Below are 18,216 nucleotides of genomic sequence, written 5' to 3'. Positions count from 1 at the left end.
CGGACCGGCATGTCTGCTGAATCCACCCTGCGCGGCGCCATCGACGCCGCGGCCCTGCGGGTCGCCCAGAGCAAGGCCACCACCCTCGTCGAGGCGCTGCCCTGGCTCGAGCGGTTCCGCGGCGCGCTCGTCGTCATCAAGTACGGCGGCAACGCCATGACCGACGACGCCCTCAAGGCGGCCTTCGCCGAGGACATCGTCTTCCTGCGCTTCGCCGGGCTGCGCCCCGTCGTCGTGCACGGCGGAGGCCCGCAGATCCAGGCCATGCTCGACCGGCTCGGCCTGGAGAGCGAGTTCAAGGGGGGGCTGCGCGTCACGACCCCCGAGGTCATGGAGGTCGTGCGCATGGTCCTCACCGGCCAGGTCGGGCGCGAGCTCGTCGGGCTGCTCAACCAGCACGGCCCCGTCGCGGTCGGGCTCTCCGGCGAGGACGCCGGGCTCTTCGGCGGACGCCGCAGGGGCGTCGAGATCGACGGCGAGATGGTCGACATCGGTCTCGTCGGTGACGTCGAGTCGGTCGACCCCGCTGCCGTCCTGGACATCCTCGACGCCGGACGGATCCCCGTCGTCTCGACGATCGCGCCCGACCTGGACGAGGACGGGCAGGTGCTCAACGTCAACGCCGACACCGCCGCCGCGGCCCTGGCCGTGGCGCTGCGGGCGCACAAGCTCGTCGTCCTCACCGACGTCGACGGCGTGTACGCCGACTGGCCGGACCGCGACTCGTTGCTGTCCCACCTGAGCGCGTCCGGTGCCCGCGACCTCCTGGCCCGGGTCGACTCCGGCATGATCCCCAAGCTCGAGGCGTGCATCCGCGCGGTCACCCACGGCGTCCCCCAGGCGCACGTCGTCGACGGCCGCCAGCCGCACTCGATGCTCCTCGAGCTGTTCACCTCGGAGGGCTTCGGGACGATGATCCTGCCCGACGACCCGACCACCGCCCCCGACGACGAAGGGGAGGGGAGCCCCTCGTGAGCACCGTCTCGCCCGCACACCAGCAGCTGCTCGAGCGCTACCGCGCCAGCCACATCGGGGTCTTCGGCCTCCCCGGGCTCGTCCTCTCGCACGGCGAGGGCCCCTACGTCTGGGACGTCGACGGCACCCGCTACCTCGACCTGCTCGGCGGCATCGCCGTCAACGCCCTCGGCCACGGCCACCCGGAGCTCGTCGCCGCGATCTCCAAGCAGGCCGGCACCGCCGTGCACGTCAGCAACTTCTTCACGACCCAGGCGCAGATCGAGGCGGCCGAGGCGGTCCTGCGCATCGCGCAGGCCCCGGAGGGGTCCGGCATCTTCTTCTGCAACAGCGGGTCGGAGGCCGTCGAGACCGCGATCAAGCTCTCGCGCCGCACCGGTCGCACGGGGATCGTCGCCGCCGGAGGTGCCTTCCACGGGCGGACCACCGGCGCGCTGAGCCTCACCCACAAGGCGGCCTACCGGACCCCCTTCGAGCCACTGCTCCCCGGGGTGACGCACGTGACGCCCGGCGACGTCGACGCCCTGCGCGCCGCCGTCGGCCCTGACACCGCGATGGTCCTCCTCGAGCCGATCCAGGGGGAGGCGGGCGTCGTCCCCACCCCACCCGGCTACCTCGCCGCCGCCCGCGAGATCACCCGCGAGGTGGGCGCCCTCCTCGTCCTGGACGAGATCCAGACCGGTATCGGCCGCACCGGGGCGTGGTTCGCCCACCAGCTCGAGGGCGTCGTACCGGACGCGATCACCGTCGCCAAGGGGCTCGGCGGGGGAGTGCCGATCGGCGGCCTCGTCACCTTCGGTCCCGAGGTGACCGGCCTGCTGACGGCCGGCCAGCACGGGTCCACCTTCGGCGGCAACCCGCTCGCCTGCAGCGCGGCCCTGGCGGTCATCGCCACCATCGAGTCCCAGGACCTCATGGCGCACGCCGTGGCCGTCGGCGAGGCCCTCGTCGCGCAGGTCGCCGCGCTCGACCACCCGTTGGTCGCCGGGGTCCGTGGGGCGGGGCTGCTCCGCGCCGTCGTCCTGACCCGGGAGATCGCGCCCGCCGTGGCCCTGGCCGCCCGCGCCCGCGGCTTCATCGTCAACCCCGTGGCGCCGGACGCCCTGCGCCTGGCGCCGCCGCTCACCATCACCACCGACCAGCTCGCAACCTTCGTCGAGGCGCTGCCCGCGCTCCTCGACCAGGCCGCCAAGGAGTCCGCATGACCGTCCGCCACCTCCTCGCCGACGACGACCTGACGGCCGCCGAGCAGGCCGAGGTGCTCGACCTCGCCGCCGCGCTCAAGGCCGACCGCCACGCGGAGCAGCCGCTCGCCGGCCCGCAGGCCGTCGCGCTCATCTTCGACAAGCCGACGCTGCGCACCCAGCTCTCCTTCGCCACCGGTGTCGCCGAGCTCGGTGGCTACCCGATGACGGTCGACGGCAACCTCGCCCAAATCGGCACCCGCGAGTCGATCGCGGACGTGGCGCGGGTCGTCGGGCGCCAGGTGAGCGCCATCGTGTGGCGCACCCACGGCCAGGACCGGCTGCAGGAGATGGCCGACCACGTCGCCGTGCCGGTCGTCAACGCCCTCACCGACGACTACCACCCGTGCCAGCTGCTCGCCGACCTGCTGACGATCCGTGAGCACAAGGGGAGCACCGCCGGACGCACGATCGCCTACCTCGGCGACGGCGCCAACAACATGGCGCACAGCTACCTCCTCGCCTGCGCCCTCGCCGGGATGCACGTGCGCATCGGCACCCCGGCGACCCACCAGCCCTCAGCGGACGTGCTCGTCCGGGCCCAGCGGATCGCCGCCGAGCAGGGCGGCTCGGTGCTCGTCACGGACGACCCGGTGGCCGCCGTGGACGGCGCCGACGTCGTGGCGACCGACACCTGGGTCTCCATGGGCATGGAGGGCGAGAAGGGCGATCGCACCGGCCAGGCGTCGCCCTTCGCCCCCTTCGCCGTGACCCGTGGCCTCATGGCCCACGCGGCCGCCGAGGCGATCGTGCTGCACTGCCTGCCCGCCTACCGCGGTCTCGAGATCGAGGCCGAGGTCATCGACGGCGAGCAGTCGGTCGTCTGGGACGAGGCCGAGAACAGGCTCCACGCGCAGAAGGCGCTCCTCACCTTCCTCCTGCGCGCCTCGTCGTGATCGCCGCGACGAGGTCCGGGCGGCAGGCGCGGATCACCGAGCTCCTGCGCGAGCACGCCGTGCGCAGCCAGACCGACCTGCTCGCGCTCCTCGCCGCGGACGGCATCGAGGTCACCCAGGCGACGCTGTCGCGCGACCTCCTCGAGCTGCGCGCCGAGAAGGTGCGGGTCGGACGTGACCTGGTCTACGCCGTCCCGGGCGAAGGGGGGGACCGCACGCCCCGCGCAGCCGTCGCCCACGCCGAGGTCGACGACCGCCTCCGCCGGCAGTGCGAGGAGCTGCTCGTCACGGCCCGGGCCAGCGCCCAGCTCGTCGTCGTGCGCACCCCGCCGGGCGCGGCCAGCTACCTCGCGTCGGCCATCGACCACGCCCGGCTCCCCGAGGTGCTGGGCACCATCGCGGGGGATGACACGATCATGATCATCACCGCCGGCCCCGACGAGGGCGCGGCCCTCACCACTTCGCTGCTGGGGCACGCCCAGGGCACCGACAGCCAGGAGGCACCGTGAGCCAGGACCAGACCGCCCAGCCGAGCGAGCGAGTCAGCCTCTGGGGCGGCCGTTTCGCTGGGGGGCCGAGCGATGCCTTGGCGGCCCTGAGCAAGTCGACGCACTTCGACTGGCGGCTCGCTCCCTACGACATCGCCGGGTCCCGCGCGCACACCCGCGTGCTGCACGGCGCCGGGCTGCTCGACGACGCGACCCGGGACGCCATGCTGGAGGCCCTGAGGCAGCTGGCGGACGACGTGGAGTCGGGCGCCTTCGTCCCGGCCCAGGACGACGAGGACGTCCACACGGCGCTGGAGCGCGGGCTGATCGAGCGCGCCGGACCTGACGTGGGCGGGCGCCTGCGGGCCGGCCGCTCACGCAACGACCAGGTCGCCACGCTCTTCCGCATGTACCTGCGCGACCACGCACGGATCGTCTCGGGGCTGGTGCTCGAGGTCGTCCAGGCACTGGTCGACCAGGCCACCACCCACATCGACGTGCCGATGCCCGGGCGCACCCACCTGCAGCACGCGCAGCCGGTCCTGCTCAGCCACCACCTGCTCGCGCACGCCTGGGCGCTGCTGCGTGACGTCCAGCGCCTGGTCGACTGGGACGCGCGCACCTCGCTCAGCCCCTACGGCTCCGGTGCCCTCGCCGGCTCCTCCCTCGGACTCGACCCGGAGGCCGTCGCGGCGGACCTCGGCTTCGCCGGGTCCATCGACAACTCGATCGACGGCACGGCCTCGCGCGACTTCGTCGCGGAGTTCTGCTTCGTCGCGGCGATGACCGCCGTCGACATCTCCCGGCTCGCGGAGGAGGTCATCCTCTGGGCGACCAAGGAGTTCTCCTTCATCACCCTCGACGACGCCTTCTCGACCGGGTCGAGCATCATGCCGCAGAAGAAGAACCCCGACGTCGCCGAGCTGGCCCGCGGCAAGGCCGGCCGGCTCGTCGGTGACCTCGCCGGGCTGCTGACGACGCTCAAGGCGCTGCCGCTCGCCTACAACCGCGACCTGCAGGAGGACAAGGAGCCGGTCTTCGACGCGGTCGACACCCTCGAGGTCCTGCTGCCCGCCTTCGCGGGGATGATGGCGACGATGACCTACCACGGCGAGCGCATGGCCTCCCTGGCGCCGCAGGGCTTCTCGCTCGCGACCGACATCGCCGAGTGGCTCGTGCGCGAAGGCGTCCCCTTCCGGGTCGCCCACGAGGTCGCCGGCTCGTGCGTGCGCGTCTGCGAGGAGCGCGAGATCGAGCTCTGGGACCTCACCGACGAAGACCTGGTCGGCATCAGCGAGCACCTCACCCCGGGCGTGCGCGAGGTCCTGTCCGTCGAGGGCTCCCTCGCCTCGCGCGACGCGAAGGGGGGCACCGCTCCGGCACGCGTGCGGGAACAGCTGGCCGCGGTCCGGTCCCTCATGGGCGACCTGTCGGCCTTCGCCGCCTCCCGCATCGAGGCACGCTGACGTGGGCCCGTCGGGGCGCCGGCTGGTCGCGCAGGACCTGTCCGCCGACCCCCTGACCGTCGCCTCCGTCCTGCTCGGGAGCCACCTCGTCGTCGGCGACGTGACGCTGCGTCTCACCGAGGTCGAGGCGTACTGGGGGAGCGTCGACCCCGGATCGCACGGCTACCGCGGCATGACGCCGCGCACCGAGGTGATGTTCGGGCCGCCCGGACGCCTCTACGTCTACCGGTCGTACGGCATCCACTGGTGCGCCAACATCGTCTGCGGGACGAAGGGGGAGTGCGCCGCAGTCCTGCTGCGTGCCGGTGAGGTCGTGGTCGGGCAGCGGCTGGCCATGGAGCGACGTCCCGGCGCCGCGGTGCGCGACCTCGCCCGTGGACCGGGGCGGCTCACCAAGGCCCTGGGACTCGACGGTGACGACGACGGCGCCGCGGTCGTGGGGAGGGGCGCGCGCCTCGTCCTGCGGGCCCCGGCCGAGCCGGTGCCCGCCGAACGCATCCGCACGGGTCCGCGCGTGGGGGTCTCGGGTCCCGGCGGCGACGCGGAGGCCTTCCCGTGGCGGTACTGGATCGACGGGGACCCGACCGTCTCCGCGTACCGGCCCGGCGGGCCCCGCGTCAGGCGGGGTTGACCCCGACGTCGACCTGCTGGGCGAGGTAGTTCTCCAGGCCCACGCGGGCGATCGCGTCGAGCTGTGCCTCGAACCAGTCCCCGTGACGCTCCTCGTCGCGGGCCATCTCCTCGAAGATCGAGGCGGTGGCGTGGTCGCCGAGCTCGTGGCACTCCTTGGCGCCGGCGTTGAACTGGTTGATCGCGACGATCTCGCCGGCGAGGGCCAGCTCGAGCATCTCCTTGGCGTCCTCGCCGATCTGGATGTTGTTGAGCTTCTGCACGTTGGGGTGGCCGTCGAACATGAGGATGCGCTCGATGAGCTCGTCGGCGTCCTTCATCTCGCCGATCGACAGGTCGTAGAAGACCTTGCCCAGGCGTGGCAGGCCCCAGTTGTCGAGCATGCGCGCGTGGAGGAAGTAGGCGTTGACGACGGTGAGCTCGAGGGTGAGTGCCTCGTTGAGGAGGGTGACGACTCGAGGGTCAGCTGGCTGCACGGTGGACCTCCGCGGAAGTGGTGAAGAGACCGTGATCGGCCTCGCTCCCCACATGTTCGCAGAGGATCTGCCGCACGGAGAAGACACAGGCCCCGCAGTCGCGACCGGCGCCGGTGCTCGCGCACACGCGGGAGAGTGTCGTCGCGCCCTGGGCGGCCGCCTCGGCGATCGCCCGGTCGCCGACGACGGCGCAGTGACACACGATCACGAGACTCTCCCTTCGTTGCTGAGGTGAGGCATACCTTAGCCCAGCGGGGAAGTCTCCTGTCACGGGGTGTTCCACATGCCGGACCGGTGCGCCTCCGGGACGACGCGGTGCGGCATGGCAGGCTGGGGAGGGGCGCGACCGCGCGCCCCGCGACCTCCCGGAAGGACCCATGGCCACCGTGACCGACATCCTCGACGAGCTGCAGTGGCGCGGAGCGGTGGCGCAGACCACCGACGAGGACGCCCTGCGACAGGCCCTCGCCGACGGACCGGTCACGGTGTACTGCGGCTTCGACCCGACGGCCCCGTCGCTCCACTTCGGCAACTTCGTCCAGCTCGTCGCCCTGCGCCGCCTGCAGCGAGCGGGCCACAAGGTCATCTGCCTGGTGGGCGGCTCGACGGGCCTCATCGGGGATCCCAAGCCGACGAGCGAGCGCCAGCTGAGGACCAAGGAGCACACGGCGCAGAACGTCGCGCGGATCAAGGAGCTCGTCCAGCCCTTCCTCGACTTCGACGGCAGCCAGGGAGCCGAGCACCCGGCGATCCTCGTCGACAACCTCGACTGGACCGCTCCGATGTCCGCCCTGGACTTCCTGCGGGACGTGGGCAAGCACTTCCGGGTCAACCAGATGATCCGCAAGGACGCGATCGCGGCGCGACTCGAGAGCCAGGAGGGGATCTCGTACACGGAGTTCAGCTACCAGCTGCTCCAGGCGCTCGACTACCTCGAGCTCTACCGGACCCACGGCTGCAGCCTTCAGGTGGGCGGCTCGGACCAGTGGGGCAACCTCACCGCGGGGGTCGACCTGATCCACCGCGCCGAGGGGGCCTCGGTGCATGCCCTGACCTCGCCGCTCCTCACCGACTCGCACGGGGTCAAGTACGGCAAGTCCGAGGGGAATGCCATCTGGCTCTCTGCCGACCTGACGAGCCCGTACGCCTTCTACCAGTACTTCCTCAACGTCGAGGACGCCTCCGTGGTCACGCTGCTCAAGGTCTTCACCGACCGGGGACGTGACGAGATCGCCGAGCTCGAGCGACTCGTGGCCGACGAGCCCTACCGCAGGGCGGCGCAGAAGGCGCTGGCCTCGGACATGACCACGCTGGTGCACGGCGCGCAGGCCACCTCGGCCGTGCAGGCGGCCTCGGAGGCACTCTTCGGCAAGGGCGACCTGGCGGCCCTGGACGAGCCGACGCTGCTGGACGCGACAGCGGAGCTCCCCGGCGCCGACGTATCGACAGGGACGGGGGTCCTCGACGCCCTCGTCGCGACCGGCCTCGTCGACTCCAAGAAGGCCGCCCGTCGCGCGATCGGCGACGGAGCCGTCTCGATCAACGGGGCCAAGGTCACCGACGAGGCACACGCGATGGCCCCGGAGGACTACCTCCACGGGCGCGTAGCCGTCCTGCGGCGTGGCCGCAAGAACCTCGCCGCGGCCCGCCACCCCTGACCGTCGCCGGGGCACGGCGCCGAATCCCCGGAAATCCGGGGGATCCGGGGCCGATTTGGTTTCTGCCAGATCCTTGATCTACTGTTCTCGATGTCAGCCCGAGAGGGAGGAACGGACTCCACGCGGTGGCCCTTGCAGGGTCGCACCAAGCAGGCCGGTCCCACCGAGCAGACACCCACTCCGAGCGAGTCGCCACAGCACTTCGGTGCCGGTGGGACGGACTTGGAAGCTCAGCAGCACGGCTGCTAGAGTGGGAGACCGCCGCAGGCGCCAGACCCGCACAACGACCTCCACGAGGACGAGCGAGTTTGACCCGCGACGATCACAAGAAGTAAGTTTGAGAAGTTGCCCCTTGTGCGGGCCGCCTGGTTTGGGTGGTGTGTGTGGGGTGTGCGTGTGAATCTTGAGAACTCAACAGCGTGTCAAAAATCGATGCCAATACCTCGTTCTGGCTGATTGTGGTTCGACTCTATTGTGGGGTTGGGCCTGGTTGGTTGGAGTGAAATTTTTTCCTTTGGTTGACAAGAGATTCAAACAGCGATTGCGCTGGTTGTTCTTGCTCAGTCATGGTTCAGCCCTTTGTTGGGTTATGGATTGCTCCCTTTGAGCCCTTTTGGGTTCGGGGGGTGTTGATCATCAACGGAGAGTTTGATCCTGGCTCAGGACGAACGCTGGCGGCGTGCTTAACACATGCAAGTCGAACGGTGAAGCTTGGAGCTTGCTTCGAGTGGATCAGTGGCGAACGGGTGAGTAACACGTGAGCAACCTGCCCCAGACTCTGGAATAAGCGCTGGAAACGGCGTCTAATACTGGATATGTGACGGACCTGCATGGGTACCGTCTGGAAAGTTTTTCGGTTTGGGATGGGCTCGCGGCCTATCAGCTTGTTGGTGAGGTAATGGCTCACCAAGGCGACGACGGGTAGCCGGCCTGAGAGGGCGACCGGCCACACTGGGACTGAGACACGGCCCAGACTCCTACGGGAGGCAGCAGTGGGGAATATTGCACAATGGGCGAAAGCCTGATGCAGCGACGCCGCGTGAGGGATGACGGCCTTCGGGTTGTAAACCTCTTTCAGCAGGGAAGAAGCGAAAGTGACGGTACCTGCAGAAGAAGCACCGGCTAACTACGTGCCAGCAGCCGCGGTAATACGTAGGGTGCGAGCGTTGTCCGGAATTATTGGGCGTAAAGAGCTTGTAGGCGGTTTGTCGCGTCTGCTGTGAAAATCCGGGGCTCAACCCCGGACTTGCAGTGGGTACGGGCAGACTAGAGTGTGGTAGGGGAGACTGGAATTCCTGGTGTAGCGGTGAAATGCGCAGATATCAGGAGGAACACCGATGGCGAAGGCAGGTCTCTGGGCCACTACTGACGCTGAGAAGCGAAAGCATGGGGAGCGAACAGGATTAGATACCCTGGTAGTCCATGCCGTAAACGTTGGGCGCTAGGTGTGGGACTCATTCCACGAGTTCCGTGCCGCAGCTAACGCATTAAGCGCCCCGCCTGGGGAGTACGGCCGCAAGGCTAAAACTCAAAGGAATTGACGGGGGCCCGCACAAGCGGCGGAGCATGCGGATTAATTCGATGCAACGCGAAGAACCTTACCAAGGCTTGACATATACCGGAAACTTCCAGAGATGGTTGCCCCCTTTGGGTCGGTATACAGGTGGTGCATGGTTGTCGTCAGCTCGTGTCGTGAGATGTTGGGTTAAGTCCCGCAACGAGCGCAACCCTCGTTCTATGTTGCCAGCACGTAATGGTGGGGACTCATGGAAGACTGCCGGGGTCAACTCGGAGGAAGGTGGGGATGACGTCAAATCATCATGCCCCTTATGTCTTGGGCTTCACGCATGCTACAATGGCCGGTACAAAGGGCTGCGATACCGCAAGGTGGAGCGAATCCCAAAAAACCGGTCTCAGTTCGGATTGGGGTCTGCAACTCGACCCCATGAAGTCGGAGTCGCTAGTAATCGCAGATCAGCAACGCTGCGGTGAATACGTTCCCGGGCCTTGTACACACCGCCCGTCAAGTCACGAAAGTCGGTAACACCCGAAGCCGGTGGCCCAACCCTTGTGGGGGGAGCCGTCGAAGGTGGGACTGGCGATTGGGACTAAGTCGTAACAAGGTAGCCGTACCGGAAGGTGCGGCTGGATCACCTCCTTTCTAAGGAGCACTGGCCTGGTCCATCTGTGATGGGCTGGGTTCATGTAGAGCTTGGTTTGTCGGCGTATGTCCGGCACCGAGTGCTCTGGGTGGAACATCGATTATTTGACGCTCGTGGCTCGTGCTGGTGAGTACCTGCGCTCCTTTGGGGGGTGTGGTGGAAAGCTGGTGCTGGGTGGCGGGTGTCTGGCACGTTGTTGGGTCCTGAGGGTTCACGCGAGTGAAGCTTCGGGCCGGCTCTCCTTCTGAGGGGGGTTGGTTGTGGGCCTCGCCTGGTGGCGTACCGCATCGCGTTTGCGTGGTGTTGGCGTCACGGTTTGGTGGGGTGCCGCCCGTATGTTGAGAACTACACAGTGGACGCGAGCATCTTTGTGGCTCAAGTTTTTAAGGGCGCACGGTGGATGCCTTGGTACCAGGAACCGAAGAAGGACGTAGGAATCTGCGATAAGCCTCGGGGAGTCGATAACCAGACTTTGATCCGAGGATTTCCGAATGGGGAAACCCGGCTGGAGGCAAGTCCAGTCACTCCCGGCTGAATATATAGGCCGGGTAGAGGGAACGCGGGGAAGTGAAACATCTCAGTACCCGCAGGAAGAGAAAACAACAGTGATTCCGTGAGTAGTGGCGAGCGAAAGCGGATGAGGCCAAACCGGTCATGTGTGATAGCTGTCAGGCGTTGCATGTCCGGGGTTGTGGGAGCTTTTGCTCGGAGCTGACACTTCGGGGTGGAGTAAGAAATCCATGTCATAGTCGAAGGGTCTTGAATGGCCCGGCACAGAGGGTGCGACCCCCGTAGACGAAATGTCGTGGACTCCATGGAGAGATTTCCCAAGTAGCACGGGGCCCGAGAAATCCCGTGTGAATCTGGCGGGACCACCCGCTAAGCCTAAATATTCCCTGGTGACCGATAGCGGACAAGTACCGTGAGGGAAAGGTGAAAAGTACCCCGGGAGGGGAGTGAAATAGATCCTGAAACCGTGCGCTTACAATCCGTCGGAGCCTCCTTGTGGGGTGACGGCGTGCCTTTTGAAGAATGAGCCTGCGAGTTAGTGCTCAGTGGCGAGGTTAACCCGTGTGGGGAAGCCGTAGCGAAAGCGAGTCCGAACAGGGCGTTTTAGTCGCTGGGTCTAGACCCGAAGCGGAGTGATCTACCCATGGCCAGGTTGAAGCGACGGTAAGACGTCGTGGAGGACCGAACCCACTTAGGTTGAAAACTGAGGGGATGAGCTGTGGGTAGGGGTGAAAGGCCAATCAAACTCCGTGATAGCTGGTTCTCCCCGAAATGCATTTAGGTGCAGCGTCACGTGTTTCTTACCGGAGGTAGAGCTACTGGATAGCTAATGGGCCTCACCAGGTTACTGACGTTAGCCAAACTCCGAATGCCGGTAAGTGAGAGCGTGGCAGTGAGACTGCGGGGGATAAGCTCCGTAGTCGAGAGGGAAACAGCCCAGATCACCAGCTAAGGTCCCTAAGCGTGTGCTAAGTGGAAAAGGATGTGGAGTTGCCGTGACAACCAGGAGGTTGGCTTAGAAGCAGCCACCCTTTAAAGAGTGCGTAATAGCTCACTGGTCAAGTGATTCCGCGCCGACAATGTAGCGGGGCTCAAGCACACCACCGAAGCTGTGGCATTGACACACTGCTCGGCACCTTTGGTGTCCAGGCGTGTTGATGGGTAGGGGAGCGTCGTGTGGCGAGCGAAGCGGCGGAGTGATCCAGCCGTGGATGCCACACGAGTGAGAATGCAGGCATGAGTAGCGAAAGACGGGTGAGAAACCCGTCCGCCGAATATCCAAGGGTTCCAGGGTCAAGCTAATCTGCCCTGGGTAAGTCGGGACCTAAGGCGAGGCCGACAGGCGTAGTCGATGGACATCCGGTTGATATTCCGGAACCGGCGAAGAACCGCCCATGATGAATCCAGTGATGCTAAACGCCTGAAGCTCACCGTAGATGCCCTTCGGGGTGTCGTTGGTGGGTGGAACGTGTGACCCTATCTGGTAGTAGTCAAGCAATGGGGAGACGCAGGAAGGTAGCCTCCGCGTGGCGATGGTTGTCCACGTCCAAGGGTGTAGGGAGTCAGGTAGGCAAATCCGCCTGGCACATATCCTGAGACCTGATAGTGACCGCCTCTGGCGGGAAGCAGGGTGATCCTATGCTGCCGAGAAAATCCTCTAGCGAGGTTCTAGCCGCCCGTACCCCAAACCGACTCAGGTGGATAAGTAGAGAATACTAAGGCGATCGAGTGAATCGTGGTTAAGGAATTCGGCAAAATGCCCCCGTAACTTCGGGAGAAGGGGGGCCCGGATTCTGAAGCCCCTTGCGGGCTAGGAAGATGGGCCGCAGAGACCAGGGAGAAGCGACTGTTTACTAAAAACACAGGTCCGTGCGAAGTCGCAAGACGATGTATACGGACTGACGCCTGCCCGGTGCTGGAAGGTTAAGAGGACCGGTTAGCCCCTTGTGGGCGAAGCTGAGAATTTAAGCCCCAGTAAACGGCGGTGGTAACTATAACCATCCTAAGGTAGCGAAATTCCTTGTCGGGTAAGTTCCGACCTGCACGAATGGCGTAACGACTTCTCCACTGTCTCAACCGCGAACTCGGCGAAATTGCATTACGAGTAAAGATGCTCGTTACGCGCAGCAGGACGGAAAGACCCCGGGACCTTCACTATAGCTTGGTATTGGTGATCGGGACGGCTTGTGTAGGATAGGTGGGAGACTGTGAAGCATGCACGCCAGTGTGTGTGGAGTCATCGTTGAAATACCACTCTGGTCGTTCTGGTTATCTAACCTCGGTCCGTGATCCGGATCAGGGACATTGCCTGGTGGGTAGTTTAACTGGGGCGGTTGCCTCCTAAAATGTAACGGAGGCGCTCAAAGGTTCCCTCAGCCTGGTTGGCAATCAGGTGGCGAGTGCAAGTGTACAAGGGAGCTTGACTGCGAGACAGACATGTCGAGCAGGGACGAAAGTCGGAACTAGTGACCCGACGGTGGCTTGTGGAAGCGCCGTCGCTCAACGGATAAAAGGTACCCCGGGGATAACAGGCTGATCTTCCCCAAGAGTCCATATCGACGGGATGGTTTGGCACCTCGATGTCGGCTCGTCGCATCCTGGGGGTGGAGTATCTCCCAAGGGTTGGGCTGTTCGCCCATTAAAGCGGCACGCGAGCTGGGTTTAGAACGTCGTGAGACAGTTCGGTCCCTATCCGCTGTGCGCGTAGGAAACTTGAGAGAGGCTGACCCTAGTACGAGAGGACCGGGTTGGACGAACCTCTGGTGTGTGAGTTGTTCTGCCAAGGGCACCGCTCATTAGCTACGTTCGGGAGTGATAACCGCTGAAAGCATCTAAGCGGGAAGCATGTCTCAAGATGAGGTTTCCATGGAGCTTGCTCCGAGAGGCTCCCAGTAGACTACTGGGTTGATAGGCCAGATGTGGAAGTGCAGCAATGCATGGAGCTGACTGGTACTAATAAGCCGATAACTTGATACACACACAACATCTGTTGCGTAACAAAAGATTGACTCGCGTCCACTGTGCAGTTCCCGAGATACGGTCGGGACACTGTCCACGTATTTCCATAGAGTTTCGGCTGTCATAGCGAGGGGGAAACGCCCGGTCCCATTCCGAACCCGGAAGCTAAGCCCTTCAGCGCCGATGGTACTGCACTGGTGACGGTGTGGGAGAGTAGGACGCAGCCGGACAAACATTGAGCAGAAACGCCCTGGTCGGCTCGTCACAGACGAGTTGTCAGGGCGTTTCTTGCATTTGAGCCCCGATCCACGGGAGTGTGGCTCTCGCAGGGACAAGGTCTAGAGAGGTATCAGACGTGGACGAGAGGTCGAACCGACCCCAAGGTGGACGTGGCCGACCCGGTGGAGGGCGGCCGGGCGGTGGACGCTCCGAGCGATCCGGCGGAGGCCGTCCCGGCGGCAGCGGGGAACGGCCGCGTCGCGACGGCGGCCAAGGCCGTCCCTTCCGTGAGGACCGACGAGACGATCGCGACCGCCGCGCCGGTGAGCGTGGACCCGGGGACCGGCGTGACTCGCGCCCCGAGCGTGGAGGCACCGGTCGTGAGGACCAGGAGCGCGGCGGATCCCGTCTGGTGCCCAAGGAGGGCCGCAAGCCCGAGCCGGCCATCGCGCCCGATGTCACCGGCGCCGAGATCGACCGCAGCGTCAAGCAGCAGCTGCGCACCCTGAGCAAGGAGAATGCCGAGGGCGTCGCCCAGCACCTCGTGATGGTCGCGGCACTCCTCGAGGCAGAGGACCTGGACGGCGCCCTGGCGCACGCCGAGACCGCCGTGCGGCGTGCCGGACGGGTCCCGGCCGCACGTGAGGCGCTTGGCTTCGTGGCCTACCGCATGGGCGACTACGCGCGTGCGCTCACGGAGTTCCGCACCGTTCGCCGGCTGAGCGGGTCCTCGCACCTACTGCCGCTCATGGTCGACTGCGAACGTGGGCTCGGCCGTCCGGCGCGCGCTCTCGAGCTGCTCGGCTCGCCGGAGGCGCGTCAGCTCGGCCAGGAGGAGCAGATCGAGCTGCTCATCGTCGGGTCCGGCATTCGTCGTGACATGGGCCAGCCCCAGGCTGCTGTCCTCGCCCTCCAGGGGCAGGTGGACAAGGTGAAGAACAAGCCGTGGGCACCGCGCGTCTGGTACGCCTACGCCGACGCGCTGCTGGAGGTCGGGCGGCGCGACGACGCCCGGGCCTGGTTCGCCAAGGCGGCGGTGGCCGACCAGGACGGAGAGACGGACGCGGTCGAGCGCGTCGAGGAGCTCGACGGCGTGCACGTCGAGGAGCTCGATGACGTGGGCGACGGCGGGGAGACGCCGCAGCCGTGAGGGGAGGCCCCCTCTCCGCGGGCTTCGAGGGGATCATCTGTGACCTCGACGGCGTGGTCTACGCCGGTGCGGTTGCGGTGGAGCACGCGGTCGACGCGCTCAACCGTCTCGCCGTGCCCGTGGTCTACGCCACGAACAACGCGTCGCGACCCCCTTCGGACGTCGCGGACCATCTGCGGCGCCTCGGCGTACGGGTCGAGGCGGCGCGCGTCCTCACCTCGTCGGTTGCCGCCGCGCGAGAGCTGGCCACGGACCTGCCCGCCGGGACCGCGGTCCTGGCGGTCGGGGGCCCCGGGGTGGGCGTCGCGCTGCGCGACGCCGGTCTGCGGCCACTGGCGCCCGGGGACGAAGGGGAGGTCGCTGCGGTGCTGCAGGGTTACGGCCCGCAGGTGACCGCCGCCGACCTCGGTGAGGCCGCGCACGCCATCCGCGCCGGAGCGCGCTGGGTGGTGACGAACGACGACCTGACCCTGCCCACCGAACGAGGCCCGGCGCCGGGCAACGGCTCCCTCGTGGGCGCCGTGCGCAACGCGGTGGACCGTGATCCAGAGGTCATCGGCAAGCCGCACCCGCCGATGTACGAGCTCGCGGCCGACGTCCTGGGGGTGCCACCGGCTCGAGTGCTCGCGATCGGCGACCGTCTGGAGACGGACATGGCCGGCGCCCAGGCTGCCGGTACCTCAGGGGCCCTGGTGCTCACCGGTGTCCACGGACCCCCGGAGCTGGCGGCGGCCCCCTTCGACCATCGTCCTCAGTACGTCCTGACCGACCTGCGCGACCTCGCCGAGGACTACCCCGAGGCAGGCGTCGACGACGGGTGGCACGTGCGCGGATCCGCTCGTGCCCGCCTCGCGCGCGGTGGCCGGCTCGAGGTGGTCGGCGCGGGCGCCGACCTGTTGCGCGCCGCGCTCGACGCACTGTGGACCGCTCGCGATGCGGGTCTGATCACGGCGCAGGACGCGGGTCGGCTCGTCCCGAACGGGTAGCGTGGGATCCACCCCGACCCAAGGAGCGACGTGGACCCTGTACGCGGACTGATCCACCTGGGCCTCAGGACCACCGAGGCCGCCCTCGACCGCACCCTCGGTGTCGTGCGGCTCGTCGACACGCTGCTCGTCGCCAGTGCGGTGCCACCGGCCCGGGGTGACGCGCCGGAGCGCGCGTGGCCCGACGAGGAGCAGGCGGACCTCGACGCGCTGAGCGAGGCGCTGCGGGCCCGCGACGACGCGCCCGAGGAGGAGGTCGTCTCCACGACCCCGCCCACCCGTCGCACCGCTCCCGCTCGCCCGGCGACGAAGGCGCCGGTCCGCAAGAGCTCGAGCGCCGCGAGGAAGGCACCGGCGAAGAAGACGCCGGCCAAGAAGGCCGCCGCGAAGACGGCCACCAAGACGGCCACCAAGAAGGCCGCCACGAAGAAGGCCACGCCGAAGAAGGTCACTAGCGCGAAGGTGACCACGGCGAAGGCGACGGAGCCGACCCCGACCCCCGTGGTGCTCCCGGATGCCTGACGAGCCCGGTCAGCTCGTCCAGACCGGTGACCTCGTCGTCGATGCGGCCCTGTCCGATCTGGCGGGCGTCGATGCCGCAGACCTGGACGCCGTCCTCGCGGCCGGGGAGTCGGTGCACGCCACCTTGACCTCGCGCCTGTCCGACCTCGGGTCCTGACCCGTGGCGCAGACCACTCGCCTCGACGTCGCCCTCGTCGAGCGGGGCCTGGCGCGCAGTCGGACGCGTGCCCGGGAGCTCGTCGTCGCCGGTGACGTGCGGGTCGACGACGCGACGGTGACGAAGACCTCGCTGCAGGTCGGGCCGGACGCCCGGCTGACGGTCGTCTCCGACGGTGATCACTGGGTCGGGCGCGCGGCCGGCAAGCTCCTGGGCGCCTTGACGGCCTTCACGCCGCAGGTCAGGGGGCAGCGCTGCCTGGACATCGGCGCCTGCACGGGGGGCTTCACCCAGGTGCTCCTCGAGCACGGAGCCGAGCACGTCATCGCCCTCGACGTCGGTCATGACCAGCTGGCGCCGGAGCTCCTCGCGGACCCGCGCGTCATCGACCGCAGCGGCACGACCATCCGCGGGCTGGTCGCGGACGACATCGGTGGCCCCGTGGACCTGGCCGTGGGGGACCTGAGCTTCATCTCCCTTCGTCTGGTGCTCGCGGAGGTGGCCGGTCTGCTCACCGACACCGGCGAGGCGGTGCTGCTCATCAAGCCGCAGTTCGAGGTGGGGCGGGACCGGCTCGGTCGCAAGGGGGTCGTCACCGACCCGGCTGCTCGGGAGACTGCGATCATCGGTGTGCTCGAGCGCGCCCGCGAGGTCGGCCTGTCCGCGCTGGGACTGGCGCGCAGCCCGCTGCGCGGGGGTGAGGGCAACCACGAGTACCTCGTGCACCTCACCGCCCGACCGGGTGTCGGCCCGACGTGGCAGGCTCTGCAGGTGATCGCCCACGACCTGTCCCGCGAGGAGGAGAGATGACCGCGGAGCCGAGGCAGGTGCTGCTGCTCGCGCACCCTGCTCGCCCCGAGGCCCTCGAGGTCGCCATCGGCGTCGCCGAGCGGCTGTCCGCGGAGGGCATCCAGGTGCGTCTGCCGGCGGGCGAGCTCGCCGACACCGTGCTCGGCCAGCACCCGGAGGTCGTCGTCCACGACGGCGAGGACCCTGCAGCGGGGGTCGAGCTCGTCGTCGTCCTCGGCGGTGACGGCACGATCCTGCGCGGCGCCGAGGTCGCCCGGGGCAGCGGGGCGCCGCTGCTGGGGGTCAACCTCGGTCACGTCGGCTTCCTCGCCGAGGCCGAGCGCGAGGACGTCGACGCGACCGTCGACCACATCGTGCGCCGCGCGTACATCGTCGAGGAGCGCATGGCGCTGGACGTGGTCGCGACCCGGGACGGTCAGGAGATCGCCCGCAGCTGGGCCCTCAACGAGGTGACCGTCGAGAAGGCCTCGCGCGAGCGGATGCTCGTGCTCACCGTCGAGATCGACGGTCGACCGCTGTCGACGTGGGGCTGCGACGGAGTCGTCATGGCCACACCGACCGGTTCCACCGCGTACGCGTTCAGCGCCGGCGGCCCCGTGGTGTGGCCGGGTGTCGAGGCGATGCTCGTCGTGCCGATCAGTGCCCACGCGCTCTTCGCGCGTCCGCTCGTCGTCGCCCCGACCTCCGACCTCGCGGTCGAGCTCGTCCCCGGCACCGAGGGCCACGGCGTCCTGTGGTGCGACGGCCGCCGCGCCGTCGACCTGCCGCCCGGCACCCGCGTCGAGGTGAGTCGCTCGAAGGAGTCGGTGCGCCTCGCCCGCCTCAGCCGCTCGCCCTTCGCCGACCGGCTGGTCGCGAAGTTCGACCTGTCGGTCCACGGGTGGCGCGGCCGGAGAGGTTCGGCCTGAC

The 18,216-nt window shown here is 67.5% G+C and carries 15 protein-coding genes and 3 rRNA genes; 16 read left to right on the top strand and 2 right to left on the bottom strand.

Annotated elements, in window-relative coordinates:
• The first annotated feature begins 9 nt into the window (after window positions 1-9).
• Genes argB through V3C34_RS12055 form a run of 6 tightly spaced genes read left to right on the top strand, consistent with a single transcriptional unit; the run spans window position 10 to window position 5,700 of the window.
• Window positions 10-975, top strand: coding sequence for an acetylglutamate kinase (gene argB / locus V3C34_RS12080; protein ID WP_346007235.1), 966 nt, complete (start codon window positions 10-12; stop codon window positions 973-975).
• Window positions 972-2,180, top strand: a complete 1,209-nt coding sequence (locus tag V3C34_RS12075) for an acetylornithine transaminase (protein ID WP_068323353.1) — start codon at window positions 972-974, stop codon at window positions 2,178-2,180. Before argB ends, V3C34_RS12075 begins: the two co-directional genes overlap by 4 nt.
• On the top strand, window positions 2,177-3,115 hold the full coding sequence (gene argF, locus V3C34_RS12070) for an ornithine carbamoyltransferase (RefSeq protein ID WP_346007234.1): 939 nt from the start codon (window positions 2,177-2,179) through the stop codon (window positions 3,113-3,115). Before V3C34_RS12075 ends, argF begins: the two co-directional genes overlap by 4 nt.
• Entirely contained in the window at window positions 3,112-3,624 is a 513-nt protein-coding gene (locus V3C34_RS12065) for an arginine repressor (RefSeq protein ID WP_068323357.1), read from the top strand. Before argF ends, V3C34_RS12065 begins: the two co-directional genes overlap by 4 nt.
• Window positions 3,621-5,069: an argininosuccinate lyase gene (gene argH, locus V3C34_RS12060; protein ID WP_068423625.1), complete on the top strand. Its 1,449-nt coding sequence runs from the start codon at window positions 3,621-3,623 to the stop codon at window positions 5,067-5,069. Before V3C34_RS12065 ends, argH begins: the two co-directional genes overlap by 4 nt.
• Window position 5,070: 1 nt before the next feature.
• Window positions 5,071-5,700 carry a DNA-3-methyladenine glycosylase gene (locus V3C34_RS12055; RefSeq protein WP_346007233.1) on the top strand — a complete coding sequence of 210 codons (630 nt, stop codon included), beginning with the start codon at window positions 5,071-5,073 and terminating at the stop codon, window positions 5,698-5,700.
• Here V3C34_RS12055 and bfr read toward each other — a convergent pair.
• Together bfr and V3C34_RS12045 are read right to left on the bottom strand one after the other, a co-directional pair.
• Window positions 5,687-6,175, bottom strand: a complete 489-nt coding sequence (gene bfr, locus V3C34_RS12050) for a bacterioferritin (protein WP_068423629.1) — start codon at window positions 6,173-6,175, stop codon at window positions 5,687-5,689. The genes V3C34_RS12055 and bfr overlap by 14 nt on opposite strands.
• The gene (locus V3C34_RS12045) at window positions 6,162-6,383 is read right to left on the bottom strand and encodes a (2Fe-2S)-binding protein (protein WP_082807447.1); all 222 of its coding nucleotides are present in this window, start codon (window positions 6,381-6,383) and stop codon (window positions 6,162-6,164) included. The genes bfr and V3C34_RS12045 overlap by 14 nt, the downstream gene beginning before the upstream one ends.
• 178 nt (window positions 6,384-6,561) lie before the next feature.
• Here V3C34_RS12045 and tyrS point away from each other — a divergent pair, with 178 nt between their 5' ends.
• The 10 genes from tyrS to V3C34_RS11995 all read left to right on the top strand — a co-directional run bounded on the left by tyrS (window position 6,562) and on the right by V3C34_RS11995 (window position 18,215).
• Complete coding sequence (gene tyrS / locus V3C34_RS12040) at window positions 6,562-7,833, top strand: tyrosine--tRNA ligase (RefSeq protein WP_068423667.1); 1,272 nt, start codon at window positions 6,562-6,564, stop codon at window positions 7,831-7,833.
• A 636-nt stretch (window positions 7,834-8,469) separates the two neighbouring features.
• Window positions 8,470-9,994, top strand: a 16S ribosomal RNA gene (locus tag V3C34_RS12035).
• A gap of 374 nt (window positions 9,995-10,368) precedes the next feature.
• Window positions 10,369-13,481, top strand: a 23S ribosomal RNA gene (locus V3C34_RS12030).
• Between the two features lie 95 nt (window positions 13,482-13,576).
• A 5S ribosomal RNA gene (gene rrf, locus V3C34_RS12025) occupies window positions 13,577-13,693 on the top strand.
• Together the 16S, 23S and 5S rRNA genes form the textbook arrangement of a ribosomal RNA operon.
• A gap of 401 nt (window positions 13,694-14,094) precedes the next feature.
• Entirely contained in the window at window positions 14,095-14,832 is a 738-nt protein-coding gene (locus tag V3C34_RS12020; protein WP_068323372.1) for a tetratricopeptide repeat protein, read from the top strand.
• Window positions 14,829-15,818 carry an HAD-IIA family hydrolase gene (locus V3C34_RS12015; protein ID WP_068323375.1) on the top strand — a complete coding sequence of 330 codons (990 nt, stop codon included), beginning with the start codon at window positions 14,829-14,831 and terminating at the stop codon, window positions 15,816-15,818. The genes V3C34_RS12020 and V3C34_RS12015 overlap by 4 nt, the downstream gene beginning before the upstream one ends.
• A gap of 30 nt (window positions 15,819-15,848) precedes the next feature.
• Window positions 15,849-16,340, top strand: coding sequence for a hypothetical protein (locus V3C34_RS12010; protein WP_068323381.1), 492 nt, complete (start codon window positions 15,849-15,851; stop codon window positions 16,338-16,340).
• On the top strand, window positions 16,333-16,497 hold the full coding sequence (locus V3C34_RS12005; protein ID WP_169701837.1) for a hypothetical protein: 165 nt from the start codon (window positions 16,333-16,335) through the stop codon (window positions 16,495-16,497). The genes V3C34_RS12010 and V3C34_RS12005 overlap by 8 nt, the downstream gene beginning before the upstream one ends.
• A gap of 3 nt (window positions 16,498-16,500) precedes the next feature.
• Window positions 16,501-17,307 carry a TlyA family RNA methyltransferase gene (locus V3C34_RS12000; protein ID WP_346007232.1) on the top strand — a complete coding sequence of 269 codons (807 nt, stop codon included), beginning with the start codon at window positions 16,501-16,503 and terminating at the stop codon, window positions 17,305-17,307.
• Window positions 17,304-18,215, top strand: coding sequence for an NAD kinase (locus V3C34_RS11995; RefSeq protein WP_068323389.1), 912 nt, complete (start codon window positions 17,304-17,306; stop codon window positions 18,213-18,215). Before V3C34_RS12000 ends, V3C34_RS11995 begins: the two co-directional genes overlap by 4 nt.
• Window position 18,216: the final 1 nt, after the last annotated feature.

It is taken from the genome of Janibacter terrae, assembly GCF_039636765.1.
Taxonomy (GTDB): Bacteria; Actinomycetota; Actinomycetes; order Actinomycetales; family Dermatophilaceae; genus Janibacter; species Janibacter terrae.
Note: the sequence above shows the minus strand (reverse complement) of the source record. Positions and strands in the feature narration are given on the sequence as shown.